The organism is Gulosibacter sediminis, from assembly GCF_030011715.1.
In the GTDB taxonomy this organism is placed as follows: Bacteria; Actinomycetota; Actinomycetes; order Actinomycetales; family Microbacteriaceae; genus Gulosibacter; species Gulosibacter sediminis.
The window spans coordinates 1-15,529 of the sequence record NZ_JASCYH010000047.1; the positions used below are offsets into that span (position 1 = coordinate 1).

Consider the following 15,529-nt stretch of genomic DNA (forward strand, 5'->3'; position numbering starts at 1 on the left):
AAAGTGGCCAGGGCATTCGCCCCGGCCACTTTCGCGTCGGCTGTCGCTTAGCCGATGCATACGCATAATGGAAGTCATTCCGTGGATGCATTTGGAAACAATTACGTTACGAATCTGTTGCATCTGAGTGTCGGCTGTGAAACTGTGGACAGGTGCAGGGTTGGGGAATCCTGAGAATCTGCGCATACGCAACCGCAACCTCAATAAAGAGAAGAGACAACGATGACCGCTTTCTCGAAGCGCATTGCTGCCACTGCTGCCGCGGCAGCGCTGACCGCTGGTGGCGTGTTCGCCGTCGCCACGCCGGCATTCGCAGCGACCACCACGCCGACCGCGACCGACGAGGCTGTCGAGGCACAGCTCGTCGTCGACTCGTCGTCGCTGGAGTCTGGCACCACGGCCGTCAACTGGGCCGCGACCGGCCTTGAGCCCGGTGTCACCTACACGGTTGAGCTCGTCGCACCGGAAGGCACCTCCGACGTTCCGCCGACGGCCGGCAACGCCTACGCAGTCAACGCTGACGGCACGACCTCGGGCGAAATCTCGTGGAGCGACAACTCTGCGTTCATCGACGGTGACTACACCCTCACGCTGACCCCGGCCACCGGTGGCGCCCTCACGACGACCTTCGTCGTCGGACCGCAGGCCACCGAGACCTCGGAGCCGACCGAGACCGCGACGCCGACTCCCGAGCCGACCGAGACGGCGACCCCGGAGCCGACCGAGACCGCTCTTGCCGAGGACCCGACCGTCGTCGTGTCGGAGGACTCGCTCGCATCGGGCACCACCACCATCAACTGGGCCGCCGCCGGCTTCACCCCGGGCGCCGAGTACACCGTGACCCTGGTTGCTCCCGAGGCTGAGCACGACGTTCCCGCGACCAACGGTAATGAGTACATCATCGCCGAAAACGGCAGCACCTCGGGCGAAATCTCGTGGGACGACAACCGCGCGTTCACCGACGGCGACTACGTCATTGTGATCGAGAACGTCGACGGCACCGAGTCGGCCACCGTGTCGTTCACCATCGGCGCGACCGAGACCGAGACTCCGGAGCCGACCGCGACTCCGGAGCCGACCGAGACTCAGGAGCCCACCCCGACCGCAACCGAGAACGCGCCTGAAGAGGCCCCGGCGCTCGCGATCGAGCAGGACACCTACACCCAGAGCGAGACGCTCTCGGGCGTCAACTACGCAGGTGCAGGCTGGGCCCCGGGAGTTGAGATCACTATCGAGGTGACCGAGCCGAACGGTTCGACCACCGTCATCTCGCCGGTCGGCGACCCTGAGTCTGACATCGCGGTCGACGAGAATGGCGAGTTCGCCGGCACCGTCACCTACACCACCTACGAGGACACGAACGGCAACGGCCAGTACGACGTCGGCGAGCCCAGCTCGGCCGAGGTCCTCCCCGTTGGTGACTACACCATCACCGCGACCCAGGACGACGTCACCGAGACCATCGCGTTCTCGGTCGTCGCGGACGCCTCGGAGTCGATCCCGGCTTCGGACGACGAGGACACCTCGAACAACAACAGCGGTAGCAACGGCGACTCGCTCGCCGTGACCGGTGCTGACGACGCTGCGCTGCTCGGCATGCTTGCCGGTGGCCTCGTGCTCGTCGCCGCCGGTGCGACTACCATGGTCGTGCGTCGCCGCCAGAGCTAGTAGCTCACGCGGTCTGGGCGGCTAACGCTCGAACCTGACGGGGCGGGATGAAGAGTGAGCTCTTCATCCCGCCTTCGTCGTTTCCGGACGGGGCGGGGTAAAAGAATTTTTATTACGACGCACGAAACACTGTGAAAACTCTCAAAGCCCGCTAATATATCGATTAGATAACTTTGCCTTTTCTGGATCGATGAGATTGGATAGCGACATGCCCGCATCACGGCGTGCCACCGGCGCACTCGCTCTTGCGGTCGCTGGCGTGTTCGGCAGCTTCGCGGTTGTCGGCCTGTCCTTCGATCCGGCTTCGGCGGCCGAACCGACGAGCGACATCAACCAGACCCAGCCGGTCGTGAACCTCGTCGCCGACGAGCCTGGTGCGACGACGTCGCCCAGCAGCGGTTCAGCGGTCACCGGTGTCTCGACCGAGCCCGGCGCAACCCCGGGCGCCGGCGATTCCGGCGCTGGCTCGAGCGGTTCCCCGACGGGCGGGGCTACCCCCACGAGCGACCCCGATCCGGGCGAGACGCCGCCGGTCGAGACCACCACGCCGCCAACCGCAGAGCCGACGACGCCGGTGGAAACGCCCACGCCGACTCCTGACCCGACCGAACCCGTCCAGACGGGCGGCACGACACCCGATCCTGGAGCGGGGGAGCCCGCGGCAGAGCAGCCTTCGGTAGACGCGCCGATCCGGCAGGAGCCGGGCGCCCCGACTGGAGCGCCCGAGGCTGGCGGCGAAGTCGGCGACAACATCGTGCCGGTCGAGCCGGGCCACCGAGGCAACCAGGACTCCGCGAATGGCGACAGTGGCACGCGACCGACCGTGAAGCCGAGCCCGACCGCCGGGCCGAGCTCAGAACTCGACGTCGATGTGTCGGCGCCGACGCCGTCGGCGACACCGCAGGCCGACGACCTCGCGAATACCGGTGTCAATGGCAACCTCGTTGCGGTCTTCTCGATAGCGGCGATCATCGTCGCGATCGGCACCATCCTGTTGCGACGTCGCAACGCCTGACCCTGCGTGGCACGGACGGCCCGCGGATCTGTATGATTGGTCGATGTGCCACGTTCGCGTGCACAGCTGGAGGATTCGCCTAGTGGCCTATGGCGCACGCTTGGAAAGCGTGTTGGGTGCAAGCCCTCGCGGGTTCGAATCCCGCATCCTCCGCATTAGCTCCGGAGACGGCATGCCCATCTCAATCAATCTGCGATGCAGATTGCAAATCCCCTATCCTCCGCTAAAGCTCCGGATACGGGATGCCCACCTCAATCAATTCGCGATGCAGATTGCAAATCCCGCATCCCGCCCGCGAGACACTTCGAGCCGTGACGCAGATGACGTCGCGGCTCGATTTTGTTGTGTGCGCTACGACTGGGTGACGTCGAGGCTGAACTCGAGCCGGCCCTCCGGCTCGACCTCGACGAAGCCGAGGCTCGGCGCATCCACGCCGTAGTCGGCGAAGGTGAGGGGCACCGTGCCGACGATCTGTGCGGTGTCACCGTCCACGACGACGTCGAGTGTGGCCGTCACGGTCTGCGAGACGCCGTGCAGGGTCAGCGTTCCGGTGACGTCGACCGACACGGTCTCGCCGCTCGTCACGTCGTCGGGCAGCTCGGTCGCCTCGGCGAGCTCGAAGGATGCGGTGGGGTACGTGCTCGCCTCCATCGCGTCGTTCACAAAGTAGTCATCTCGGTTCGAATTGTCGGTCGCGATCGATGCGACATCGACCTCAATCGTGCCCTCGGTGAGAGTGGTGCCGTCGATCGTGAATGAGCCCGACACCTCTTCGGTGCGGCCGACGACCGTGACGTCGTCGCCCTGCAGCACCTCGTCGACGCGGTAGCCGGCATAGCCGCTGTCGACGCTCCACTCGCCCGAAACGTCGTCCGAGCCGCTCGCGGTTGTGGCCGAGGTCGTCTGCGAGATCGAGGGTGCGGCGACGTCGCTGCTGCCGCCGAACACGGCGCGGTAGATCGTGGGCGCGAGCAGCGCTGCGGCGACGAGTACTACTACGAGGATGCTCACGACCCAGAGGGTGACCTTCTTGCCTCGGCTCATGGGGGTGCGGGTGGCGTCAGCCATGCGAAACACCGTCGGCACGGCTTGTGGCCGCGGGGTTGGGGGACTCTTCTCTCGTCGCAATCGAAGATAGGCAAGCGAAAAACGCCGCGGCTATGCGGATGCCATGTGTCGCCTATGCGGGCTGGCCTCCTGCGCCTACGCGTGCGGCAGCGACTCGTCGCGTCCGTAGCCGCCGGGCTCGAGCTGGAACGTGCAGTGCTCGATGCGCACCTCGAAGTGCTCGCGCACGCACTCCTGCAGCTCGCGCAACACGGTCTCGGTGTGCGCCTTGTCGAGGCACTCGTGCTCGACCTCGATGTGCGCCGTGAGCACGGGCAGCCCGGTGCCGATCGAAGTCACGTGCAGGTCGTGCACCTGCCGCACGTGGTCGTTCTCGAGCAGGTGCTGCCGCAGCAGGTCGAGGTCGAGGCCCGCGGGCACTGCCTCCATGAGCACGCGCACGCTGCGGCGCAGAATCGACACGGCGCGGGGCAGGATGAGCGTGGCGATGAGCAGGCCGGCGATGGTGTCGACGGTGGTCCAGCCGGTCGCGGCGATGACGATCGCGCTGACGATCACGGCGACGGAGCCGAGGGCGTCGTTGATCACCTCGAGGAACGCGGCACGCAGGTTGAGGTTGTTGTTGCGCGAGGTCGCGAGAACGGCGATCGATGCGATATTACCGACGAGGCCGAGGATGCCGAACACGAGCAGGCCCTCACTCGGCACCTCGGCGGGCGCGAAGAGGCGCGCGATGCCCGAGACGATCGCGTAGGTGCCGACGGCGAGCAGCACGAGCGACTGCGCGGCCGCCGCGAGCACCTCGGCCCGCCGCAGGCCCCACGTGTGGGTCTGCGACGCGGGCCTGACCATGAGGTTCGCAGCCACGAGCGCGAGCAGCAGGCCACCCGCATCCGTGAGCATGTGCGCCGTGTCGACGAGTAGCGCGAGCGAGTTGGTGAAGATTGCGCCGATGAGCTGGGCGACAAACACGGTGGCGGTGATGCCGAAGGCGATCGCGAGCCGGGAGCGGCCCGGGGCCGCCGCATCCGACGTGCCGTGATCGTGGTCGTGCACCGCATCCTCCGCAAATATATAAGCAATAACTTATATTTCAGCGTAGCGCGCCGCGCGCGGTTCGGCCACCCCGATTCTGCCGCGCGAACGCGGGCCAGTAGGCTGTCTCGGTGAATTCCGTCGTTATCGCTGTCGTCATCATGCTCGCGCTCTCGCTCGCGCGGGTGCATGTCGTGCTCTCCCTCTTTATTGGCGCGGTCGTGGGTGGCCTCGTCGGCGGGCTCGGCCTCGACGGTACGATGCTCGCGTTTCAGGACGGCCTCGGCGCCGGCGCGAAGATCGCCCTGAGCTACGCCCTGCTCGGCGCGTTCGCGATGGCGGTCGCGAACTCGGGCCTGCCGCGGCTGTTGGCGGATGCGCTCATCCGCCAACTCGAGGGCGAGGACGCGACCGCCTCGACCCGCACCGTGACGATTACGAAGTACGGCATGCTGACGGGCATCCTCGCGATGTCGGTCATGAGTCAGAACCTCATTCCGGTGCACATCGCGTTCATTCCGCTGCTCGTGCCGCCGCTGCTCAGTGTCATGAACAAGCTGCGCATCGATCGACGCCTCGTCGCCTGCGTGCTCACCTTCGGCCTCGTGACGACCTACATGTACCTGCCGTTCGGCTTCGGCAAGATCTTCCTCGAGGACATCCTGCTCGGCAACATTGCCAAGGCGGGCCTCGACACCACGGGCATTAACGTCATGGACGCGATGGCGATCCCGGCACTCGGCATGGTCGCGGGCCTGCTCGTCGCGGTGTTCGTGAGCTACCGCAAGCCGCGCGACTACGAAGACCTCCCGATCATCGGCGCGAACGTCGAAGAAGAAGCACACCCGACGCCCTACCGCGTGACCGTCTCGTTGCTTGCGATCGTCGCCTGCTTTGCGACGCAGCTCATCATGAACGCGGTCGGCGCGCAGGCCGACGCGCTGCTCGTCGGCGCGCTGCTCGGGCTCGCGATCTTCTTGCTCACCGGCGCCGTCAAGTGGCGTGAAGCCGACGACGTATTCACGCAGGGCATGCGCATGATGGCGCTCATCGGCTTCATCATGATCACCGCACAAGGCTTCGCCGCGGTGATGGATGCGACGGGTGACGTCGCGCCGATGGTCACGGCGGTCGAGCAGGTCTTCGGCGACAACAAAGCGATGGCCGCGTTCGCGATGCTCTTCGTCGGCCTCGTCGTCACGATGGGCATCGGCTCGTCGTTCTCGACGCTGCCAATCATTACGACCATTTACGTGCCACTCTGCCTCGCCCTCGGCTTTTCGCCGGTCGCGACGGTCGCCATCATCGGCACGGCCGGTGCCCTCGGCGACGCCGGTTCGCCCGCATCCGACTCGACGCTGGGGCCGACGGCCGGCCTCAACGCCGACGGGCAGCACGACCATATTCGCGACTCGGTGATCCCGACATTCCTGCACTACAACCTGCCGCTACTCGCGGCCGGTTGGGTGGCGGCGATGGTGCTCTAAGCCGCGCGCATCGGCAGGTCGTAGCGGCGGCGGATGCTCGAGCCGAGCTTGCGAATGTCGGCACCGTACACGTGGATCGAGATCGCGAGTGCGTCGCCCGAGTTCCACACCTCGTGCAGATCGCCGGGAGGGGCGAAGCCCTCGACGCTGCCCTGCAGGTTCACGCCAGTGCCGGTCTCGACGAGGTAGTCGCCGGCGGCATCCTCGACGACGCGGTAACGCAGTTCCGACTCATTGCCCTCGTAGACGCCGACGACGCACCACGAGATGTGGTCGTGCACCGGCGTGCGCTGACCGGGCAGCCAGACGAGCGCGACGATCGAGAAGCTGCCGTCGTCCTCGACGTGGAGCAGGTTCTGCTGGTAGGCCTCGGGGTTGGATACGCGGGCCGACGCGGGCACGAGGTCGGGCACGCCGAGGAACTGCTCGAGCACGGCGGCGACGGACTGCGAGGTCGGGGCGGCCGCTTCGTCACGGGCGACGATCTCGCGGATCTTACTGACCAACTCTGCGCGCGCATCCGCCGCCGCATCAATCGTCATAGTCACTGCTCTTTCCTGGGCCGTCGCCCACGAGCAGGAGCCTACGCCGCTGGCATGACCGGAAACGTAAAGGACCCCCCGCGCACCCGCCAGAGCCTGGTTACCCTTGCTTCGTTTCCGACCTGGGGGAGTTGGCCTGGGTGGCGCCACGCGGGGAGCCGACTTGTAGTTTACCTGACGGTCGAGGAGGCGCGCACGTCGGGCGGGCCGATGCGCCGCAACAGCCCAGCCGCCGGTCGCCGGGCGTCGTTACGATGACACCGTGACCGCGAGCATTTACATCACGTCTTCCGAAGGTTTTTCCGGCAAGCAGGCCGTTGCACTCGGCGTGCTCGAGACCCTCACGCAGCACAGTGGCCGCGTGGGTCTGTTCCGCCCCGTTACGCAGAGCGCGACCCGCGACGACATCCTCAAGCATCTGCTCGAGCGCCTCGACCCGAACCTCGGCCTCACGCCCGAGCTCGGGGTTGGTGTGACCTACGACGAGGTGCACGCCGACGCGACGTCGGCGCTGGCGAAGATCCTCCAACGCTACGACGCGGTCGCGAGCCGCTGCGACGTCGTCGTGATTCTTGGCAGCGACTTCACCGACGTCGGGAACCCGGCCGAGCTCGACTTCAACGCCCGCGTCGCCGCGAACCTCGGCGCCCCGGTGCTGCTTGTGCTGACGGGGCTCAACCCGGACGACCGCAGCCCCCGCACGCCCGCCGAACTCGCGCAGGTGGCCGCGAGTACGTTGCCGGTGCTCGAAGCCGAGCACGCCCAGCTACTCGCCGTCGTGGTGAACCGCGTCGGCGAAGGTCACCTCGACGAGGTGCGCACCGGCGTGCAGGCGGCAGTGCGGGATGCCGAGGTCGCAGCCACCGCCGAGGTGCCGGTCTGGTGCCTGCCCGAGAATAAGGTCCTCAACGCCCCGAGTGTCGACGAGCTGCGCGCCGCGCTTGGCGCCGAGCTCTACTCGGGCGACGAAAAGCTGCTGGGCCGCGAGGTGCTGGGCATCACGGTGGCCGGCATGTCGATGGAGCACGTGCTCGAGCGCACCTTCGAGTCGGGCGTCGTCGTGGTTGCCGCCGACCGTACCGAGACGATCGTCGCGCTGCTGCTCGCGCAGCAAGCGCGCACGATGCCCTCGCTTGCGGCGCTCGTCGTCAATGGCCCGTTCGAGTTCTCCCCGATCGTCGAGTCGCTCATTCGCGGCGTCGACCTTGAGCTGCCGATGCTGCGCACGAACCTCGGCACCTACGAGACGGCGCAGCGCATCGTGAACACTCGTGGCCGCTTCCTTGCCTCAATGGTCCGCAAGGTCGACACCGCGCTCGCCGACTTCGCCGAGTACGTCGACCGGGATGCGCTGCTCGGCCTGCTCGACGTGCCGGAACCGCAGGTGGTCACGCCGCTCATGTTCGAGCACACCCTGCTCGCGCGCGCCCGAGCCGAACGCAAGCACATCGTGCTGCCCGAGGGCAACGACGACCGGATCCTTCAGGCTGCCTCGACGCTGCTCACGCGCGAGGTCGCCGAGCTGACGATCCTCGGCGACGAGCCGAGCATCCGCAACCGCGCATCCGAGCTCGGCCTCGACCTCGCCGAGGCGCACATCGTCTCACCGCAGGACCCGGCCATGCTCGAGCGCTTCAGCGAGGAATACGCGCGGCTGCGCGCCCACAAGGGCGTCACGATCGACCAGGCACGCGACCGGGTGCAGGACGTCTCGTACTTCGGCACGATGATGGTGCATCTCGGCCTCGCCGATGGCATGGTCTCGGGCGCGGCCCACACGACGGCGCACACGATCAAGCCGTCGTTCGAGATCGTGAAGACCCGTCCGAACGTGTCGATCGTCTCGAGCGTGTTCCTCATGTCGCTCGCCGACCGCGTGCTCGTGTACGGCGACTGCGCCGTGAACCCCGACCCGACGGCCGAGCAACTCGCCGACATCGCGATCTCGTCGGCCGAGACGGCGAAGCAGTTCAACATCGAGCCGCGCGTCGCCATGCTGAGCTACTCGACGGGCGACTCGGGCGCCGGCGCCGACGTCGACAAGGTGCGCGAGGCGACCCGCCTCGTTCGCGAGCGCGCGCCCGAGCTGCTCGTCGAGGGGCCGCTGCAGTACGACGCGGCGACCGACATGGCGGTGGCCTCGAAGAAGCTGCCCGGCAGCGACGTGGCGGGCCGGGCGACCGTGTTCATCTTCCCCGACCTCAACACCGGCAACAACACGTACAAGGCGGTGCAGCGCTCGGCGGGCGCGCTCGCGATCGGCCCGGTGCTGCAGGGGCTCAACAAGCCGATCAACGACCTCTCGCGCGGTGCGCTCGTGAGTGACATCGTGAACACCGTCGCGATTACGGCGATCCAGGCGCAGGCAGACGCGTAGGCCGCGGCCCCGCGACGAAAGGCAAGACATGACCATCGTGCTCGTGGTGAACTCCGGTTCCTCCTCGCTGAAGTACCAGCTGCTCGACATGGCGACCGAGACGACGCTCGCGGCCGGGCTCATCGAGCGCATCGGCGAGCCGAGCGGCAGCGTGCGCCACACGAATGCCGACGGCAAGCGCGAGCGCGAAGCGCCCATCGCCTCGCATGACGACGCGTTCGAGGCGATGCTTGCGAACTTCGCCGAGCTCGGCCCGACGCTCGAGTCGGCGCCGCCGGCCGCCGTCGGTCACCGCGTCGTGCAGGGCGCGCGCCGCTTCTTCGGCCCGACCATCATCGACGACGACGTCGAGCGCAACATCGACGAACTCAGCCCGCTCGCGCCCCTCCACAACCCAGCGAACCTCGCGGGCATCCGCGGGGCGCGCCGGGTGTTCCCGAACATCCCGCACGTCGCGGTGTTCGACACCGCCTTCCACACGACCATGAGCGACGCCGCGAGCACCTACGCGCTCAACCGCGAGGTCGCCGAGGCGAACCGCGTGCGCAAGTACGGCGCGCACGGCACGAGCCACAAGTACGTATCGGAGGCGGCCGCCGAGTTCCTCGACCGGCCGCTCGAGTCGCTGCGCACCGCCGTGCTGCACATTGGCAACGGCGCCTCGGCCTGCGCGGTCGACGGCGGCAAGTCGGTCGACACCTCGATGGGCATGACGCCGCTCGAGGGCCTGGTCATGGGTACGCGCACCGGCGACATCGACCCGGCCGTGCTCTTTCACCTGCACCGTAAGGCGGGCTACACGGTCGACGAGCTCGACGACCTGCTCAACCGACGTTCGGGCCTGCTTGGACTCACCGGCACGAACGACGTGCGCGACGTGACGCGGCGCGCGGCGGCGGGGGATGTGGTGGCCCAGCTCGGCCTCGACGTCTATGTGCACCGCCTGCGGCACTATCTCGGCTCGTACCTCGTCACGCTCGGCGGCGGTGACGCGATCGTCTTCACGGCCGGTGTCGGCGAGAACTCGGCCGAGGTGCGGCGGCGCACGCTCGAAGGCCTCGAGTGGCTCGGCGTCGAGCTCGACCTTGAGCGCAACCAGCTGCCGAACGACGGCATTCGCGTGATCTCGACCGATGCATCCCGCGTGATCGTGCTCGTCGTGCCGACGAACGAAGAGGTCGAGATCGCGCGACAGACGCTCGCGCAGACGGGGTTGTAGCGCCACAGGCGCACCTGTGGATGACCCGGTACCAGGGTCGGTGGTGACCTCTACGATGGAGGGCATGGTTGCTGCCCTGTATCGCCGATACCGGCCCGAGACGTTCGCCGAAATGATCGGGCAGCAACAGGTGACCGACCCACTCTCGGTGGCGATTCGTTCGGGCCGCATCAACCACGCGTACCTCTTCTCTGGCCCGCGCGGCTGCGGCAAGACGTCGTCGGCGCGCATCCTCGCTCGCTGCCTCAACTGCGCCGAGGGGCCGACCCCCGAACCGTGCGGCAAGTGCGACTCGTGCGTTGAGCTCGGCCGCGAGGGCGGCGGCTCGCTTGACGTCGCCGAGATCGACGCCGCGAGCCACGGTGGTGTCGACGACGCCCGCGAGCTACGCGAGCGCGCCGTCATGGCCCCGAGCCGCGACCGCTACCGCATCTTCATCATCGACGAGGCGCACATGGTGACCTCGCAGGGCTTCAATGCGCTGCTCAAGGTGGTCGAGGAGCCGCCGGAGCACGTGCTCTTCATCTTCGCGACGACCGAGCCCGAGAAGGTCATCGGCACGATCCGTTCGCGCACGCACCACTACCCGTTCCGGCTGATCCCGCCGGCGCCGATGCTCGAATACCTCGAGCGCATCTGCGCCGCCGAGGGCATCTCGGCCGAGCCGGGCGTGCTGCCGCTCGTCGTCCGCGCCGGCGGTGGTTCGGCGCGTGACACGATGTCGCTGCTCGACCAGCTCATCGCCGGTACCGAGGGCGAGACCATGCAGTACCAGCTCGCGACGCAGGTGCTCGGCTTCACGGCGCAAGACCTGCTCGACGAGTCAATCGCGGCCTTCGCCGACGGCGACGCCTCGGCGGCGTACCGCGCGGTTGACTCGGTGATTCAGTCGGGCCAAGACCCACGCCGCTTCGTCGAAGACCTCCTCGAGCGCGTGCGCGACCTCATTGTCGTGAAGGCGATCGGCCAGGGCGCCGAGGCCGTCTTGCGCGGCATCTCGCCGGACGAGCTCGAGCGTATGCACACGAACGCCGCGCGCTTCACCCCGCGCGCGCTGTCGGGCATGGCCGATGCCGTGAACGCGACGCTGTCCGAGATGACCGGCGTGACCGCGCCGCGACTGCAGCTCGAGCTGATGATCGCGCGCGTGCTCGTGGCGCAGCGCGCGGCGTTTGCCGAGGCGGAGGCGCCAGCCGAGTCGGGCGCCGAGCCGGCCGGTTCGCGCGCCGCGGCACCGCAGCAGGATGCGCGTGGTCAGCAGGAAGCGCGTGGCCAGAGTGCGCCCGGGCGGCAGGATGCGCCGGGTCGCGGTAGGCCCGCGGTCGAGCCCGAGCGCGGGCAGGCCGCATTACCGACGCGGACGCCGCAGGACGAGCGGCCCGCGCAGCAGCGCGAGTCGGAGCGGGCTCCCCAGCGCAGCCCCGAGCCGGAGGCGCCGAAGGCGTCGGCGGCAGAGGCAGCCAAGGCGGCGTGGGCAACGCCGGGCGTGACTGACGGTGCGCCGGCTTCCGCGCCCACTGGAGCGCCCGATGCTGACGGCTCACGTCAGTCGTCGCAGGCGGCAGACGATGCGCGTTCCCACGAATCGGCGCCATCGCGCGCGGCGGCGCAGGCACCTGATGCTGCTACCTCGCGTGACTCGGGGCTGCAGCACGAAGCGCGCGGACAGGCGCCGGCAAACGCACCCGCCGAGCGTGCGCGGGCCGATCGACCCGCGGCGCCCGAGCCCTGGCGAACCAACCAGCCCGCAGCATCCGCACCGACATCGGCCGAGTCAGGCTCGGCGTCCGCGAGCGCAGCTGGTTCGGGCCAGCCCGACGCGAGTCAAGTGCAGGACGCATGGCCGAGCGTGCTCGAGGCCGTGAACCGGCTCGGCGGGCGGTCGGCCTGGTCGGTCGTGCGAGGCCTGCAGCCGCTCGGCTACGACGACGGCGTGCTCGCGCTGTGGTTCCCGAACCGCGCGGTCTTTGACCAGGCGCGCCAGGCGCGCGACGGCCAGCCTTCGCCGAGCGACCACATCAAGCGCGCGCTGCGCGAGGTGTTCGGCGTCGACATGAAGATTGCCCCGAAGATCGAGCGCAGCCCGGGCCGCGAGCAGGCGGCTCCGGCGACGGATGCTCCCGCGGCGCCGTCCGACGAGGAGCGCCACCGAGGCGGTCCGCGCCAGACGCCGGCGCCCGTGGCTGACCCGGGCGGGGCGGCCACGTGGAACGTCGCGCCGATTCCCGGTGAGCCGCGCGTCGCCGACGACGGCCCCGGCTCGGCCTGGGACGAGTTTGCGACCGGCCCCGAGCGGAACGACGCCGGTGGGGCCGGCAGCGGTGGACAGGCCAACGACGTGGCACCTGAAACCGTCGACCCGGTTGATGCCGCGCCCGACGACGCCCCGGATGCCCCGGGCTCCGAAGCGACGCGGGCATCCGACGCGAACGCTCGCGCGAGCTCCCCGCCCGAGGTGGCAAGCGAGGGGCACTCGATCGAAGAGGTCGCCGCGACCGACGCGAGCGAGCGCGAGCACGACGCGACCCCGGTCGCGATGCCCGAGGCGACGCTGCACGCGGCGCCCGGCACCGAGGTGCGTAACCCCGTCGACCCGGTGCCCGCATCGTCGGCGCAACCCGAAACCGCCGGGGCTGGTCAGGCTGCGTCCGGCCAGGGCCGCGCAACGCAGGCCGGACCCGGCCAAGGCCGATCCGCGCAGGCCGAACCCAGCCAAGGGCGAGCGCCGCGGGCCGAGACGGCCAGCGCCGAGACAAGTGGTGCCGCGCCTACCGAGAGCCAGCAGACGCCCGCGGCGCCGAGCTGGAACGTCGTCGCGGTGCCCGGCTCCGAACCCGAGCCCGTCGCCGAGCCCGAACCAGAACCTGAGCCCGAGGAACCCGCCGCACCGAAGCATCCTGCGCTCGCGGCGGGCCAGGAGCGCTACGGTGAGTCGGTTATTCGTGAACGGCTCGGTGCGCGCTTCGTCGGCGAAGAGTTGCGGGCCCTGCCGGGGCCGTCGGGCCCGTTCGATGAGGCGCCCGACGACTTCGAAGCGCCGCCAGAGGAGTACTAGGCATGTACGAGGGAATTGTTCAGGACCTCATCGATGAGCTCGGGCGCCTGCCCGGCGTCGGCCCGAAATCGGCGCAACGAATCGCGTTCCATATCGTGCAGACGCAGAACTTCGACGTGTCGCGGCTCGCGAAGATCCTGCTCGAGGTGCGCGACAAGGTGAAGTTCTGCAAGTACTGCGGCAACGTCGCGGAGCAGGACGTCTGCATCATTTGCGGCGACCCGAACCGCGACCGCTCGCTCATCTGCGTCGTCGAGGAGCCGAAGGACGTCGGCGCCATCGAGCGCACGAACGAGTACGAGGGGCTCTACCACGTGCTCGGCGGCGCGATCTCGCCGATCGACGGCATCGGCCCAGATCAGCTGAACATCCGCGGGCTCATGCCGCGGCTCGAGACGGGCGACGTCGTCGAGGTCATCATCGCGACCGATCCGAACCTCGAGGGCGACGCCACCGCGTCGTACCTCTCGCGCCTGCTCAAAGCGGTCGGGCTCAAGGTTTCCCGCCTCGCATCCGGCCTGCCGGTCGGTGGCGACCTCGAGTACGCCGACGAGGTCACGCTCGGGCGCGCCTTCGCGGGCCGACGCGTCATTTCTTAGCTGTATCCACAGCGCCGCCGCGCGCATCCGACCCGCTAAGCTGGCCGATGGTGCGCAGCCGCGCGGAAGGGAGCCCCTGTGAGCCTCATTGTGCAGAAGTACGGCGGATCGTCGGTTGCCGACGCCGAAAGCATCCGTCGCGTCGCGAAGCGCATCGTCGACACGAAGCGTGCCGGCAATGAAGTGGTCGTCACCGTCTCGGCGATGGGCGACTCCACCGACGAGCTGATCGACCTTGCACACGAGATCACGCCGATTCCCGACCCGCGCGAGTTCGACATGCTCGTCACCACGGGCGAGCGCATCTCGATGGCGCTGCTCGCGATGGCGATCAAGTCGATGGGCTACGACGCCCGCTCGTACACCGGCAGCCAGGCGGGCATGATCACCGACGCGAAGCACGGCGACGCCCGCATCGTCGACGTCACGCCGGTGCGCGTGCGCGAGGCGCTCGACGAGGGAGCGATCGCGATCGTCGCCGGGTTCCAGGGCTTCAACCGAGACACCCGCGACATCACGACCCTCGGCCGCGGCGGCTCCGACACGACGGCCGTCGCGCTCGCGGCAGCGCTCGACGCCGACAAGTGCGAGATTTACTCCGACGTCGACGGCATTTTTTCTGCCGACCCGCGTATCGTGCCGAAGGCACACAAGATCGACCACATCTCGAGTGAAGAGATGCTCGAGCTGGCGGGCAGCGGCGCGAAGGTGCTGCACATTCGTGCCGTCGAGTATGCGCGCCGCCAGGGCGTCACACTCGTCGTGCGCTCGTCGTTCTCGAGCGACCCCGGCACCGTCGTCTACAACCCCGAAACTTCTAAGGAGTACGCAGTGGAAGAAGCCTCGATCGCCGGCGTCTCGCACGACCTCAGCCAGGCGAAGATCACCGTCGTTGGTGTTCCGGATGTTCCGGGCTCGGCCGCTGCGATCTTCAACATCGTCGCCCAGCAGGGCGCGAACATCGACATGATCGTGCAGAACGTGCAGACGCAGAATGACGGCGTGACTGACATCTCGTTCACCCTGCCGAAGACCTCGGCCGAGCAGGTCCTGCGAGCCCTCGAGGGCAACGGCGAGACGCTCGGCTTCGAGTCGCTGCGCTTCGACGACCAGATCGGCAAGGTCTCGCTCGTCGGTTCGGGCATGCGCACGAACATCGGTGTCTCAGCGACGCTGTTTGACGCGCTCAAGACCGCGGGTATCAACATCGACATGATCTCGACTTCCGAGATCCGCATCTCGATCATCACGAACGCGGATGTTGTGCCTGAGGCGGCGCGCGTCATCCACACCGCGTTTGGTCTCGACGGCGACTCCGAGGCCGTCGTCTACGCGGGCACCGGCCGCTAACGCCGCTGCGCCCGCGCGCCCGCACATCGCACCGCACGCACGCCGCGCTCCCACGAGTGCGCCTAGGGGGTTGAGTGGTCGTTTTTTGTAGTTCTGGCGGTGCCAGAACTACAA

General features: G+C 68.3%; 11 protein-coding genes, 1 tRNA gene and 1 other RNA gene. 9 read left to right on the forward strand and 4 right to left on the reverse strand.

Annotation, left to right across the window (positions count from 1 at the left end):
• Positions 1–222: 222 nt before the first annotated feature.
• The 3 genes from QM019_RS11455 to QM019_RS11465 all read left to right on the forward strand — a co-directional run bounded on the left by QM019_RS11455 (position 223) and on the right by QM019_RS11465 (position 2,836).
• The gene (locus QM019_RS11455; protein WP_282853094.1) at positions 223–1,668 is read left to right on the forward strand and encodes a hypothetical protein; all 1,446 of its coding nucleotides are present in this window, start codon (positions 223–225) and stop codon (positions 1,666–1,668) included.
• A gap of 208 nt (positions 1,669–1,876) precedes the next feature.
• Positions 1,877–2,683 carry an LPXTG cell wall anchor domain-containing protein gene (locus QM019_RS11460; protein ID WP_282853096.1) on the forward strand — a complete coding sequence of 269 codons (807 nt, stop codon included), beginning with the start codon at positions 1,877–1,879 and terminating at the stop codon, positions 2,681–2,683.
• Between the two features lie 68 nt (positions 2,684–2,751).
• A tRNA-Ser gene (locus tag QM019_RS11465) sits at positions 2,752–2,836 on the forward strand.
• Between the two features lie 198 nt (positions 2,837–3,034).
• Here QM019_RS11465 and QM019_RS11470 read toward each other — a convergent pair.
• On the reverse strand, positions 3,035–3,751 hold the full coding sequence (locus QM019_RS11470) for a YceI family protein (protein WP_282853097.1): 717 nt from the start codon (positions 3,749–3,751) through the stop codon (positions 3,035–3,037).
• Between the two features lie 135 nt (positions 3,752–3,886).
• Positions 3,887–4,807: a cation diffusion facilitator family transporter gene (locus tag QM019_RS11475; RefSeq protein WP_282853098.1), complete on the reverse strand. Its 921-nt coding sequence runs from the start codon at positions 4,805–4,807 to the stop codon at positions 3,887–3,889.
• A gap of 110 nt (positions 4,808–4,917) precedes the next feature.
• Between QM019_RS11475 and QM019_RS11480 the strand changes: the two genes are divergently transcribed.
• Positions 4,918–6,273 (forward strand): Na+/H+ antiporter family protein, encoded by a 1,356-nt coding sequence (locus tag QM019_RS11480; RefSeq protein WP_282853099.1) that lies wholly within the window; start codon positions 4,918–4,920, stop codon positions 6,271–6,273.
• Here QM019_RS11480 and QM019_RS11485 read toward each other — a convergent pair.
• Together QM019_RS11485 and ffs are read right to left on the reverse strand one after the other, a co-directional pair.
• Complete coding sequence (locus tag QM019_RS11485) at positions 6,270–6,815, reverse strand: cysteine dioxygenase family protein (protein WP_282853102.1); 546 nt, start codon at positions 6,813–6,815, stop codon at positions 6,270–6,272. The genes QM019_RS11480 and QM019_RS11485 overlap by 4 nt on opposite strands.
• 66 nt (positions 6,816–6,881) lie before the next feature.
• Positions 6,882–6,978, reverse strand: an RNA gene (gene ffs / locus QM019_RS11490) — signal recognition particle sRNA small type.
• Positions 6,979–7,077: 99 nt separating this feature from the next.
• Here ffs and pta point away from each other — a divergent pair.
• The 5 genes from pta (at position 7,078) to QM019_RS11515 (ending at position 15,415) form a co-directional block, all read left to right on the forward strand.
• Complete coding sequence (gene pta / locus QM019_RS11495; protein ID WP_282828242.1) at positions 7,078–9,192, forward strand: phosphate acetyltransferase; 2,115 nt, start codon at positions 7,078–7,080, stop codon at positions 9,190–9,192.
• 28 nt (positions 9,193–9,220) lie between these two features.
• Complete coding sequence (locus QM019_RS11500) at positions 9,221–10,411, forward strand: acetate/propionate family kinase (RefSeq protein WP_282853100.1); 1,191 nt, start codon at positions 9,221–9,223, stop codon at positions 10,409–10,411.
• A 64-nt stretch (positions 10,412–10,475) separates the two neighbouring features.
• Positions 10,476–13,466: a DNA polymerase III subunit gamma and tau gene (locus tag QM019_RS11505; protein ID WP_282853101.1), complete on the forward strand. Its 2,991-nt coding sequence runs from the start codon at positions 10,476–10,478 to the stop codon at positions 13,464–13,466.
• 2 nt (positions 13,467–13,468) lie between these two features.
• Entirely contained in the window at positions 13,469–14,065 is a 597-nt protein-coding gene (gene recR, locus QM019_RS11510; RefSeq protein ID WP_125106810.1) for a recombination mediator RecR, read from the forward strand.
• A 78-nt stretch (positions 14,066–14,143) separates the two neighbouring features.
• The gene (locus QM019_RS11515) at positions 14,144–15,415 is read left to right on the forward strand and encodes an aspartate kinase (RefSeq protein ID WP_125106811.1); all 1,272 of its coding nucleotides are present in this window, start codon (positions 14,144–14,146) and stop codon (positions 15,413–15,415) included.
• The last annotated feature ends 114 nt before the right edge of the window (positions 15,416–15,529 follow it).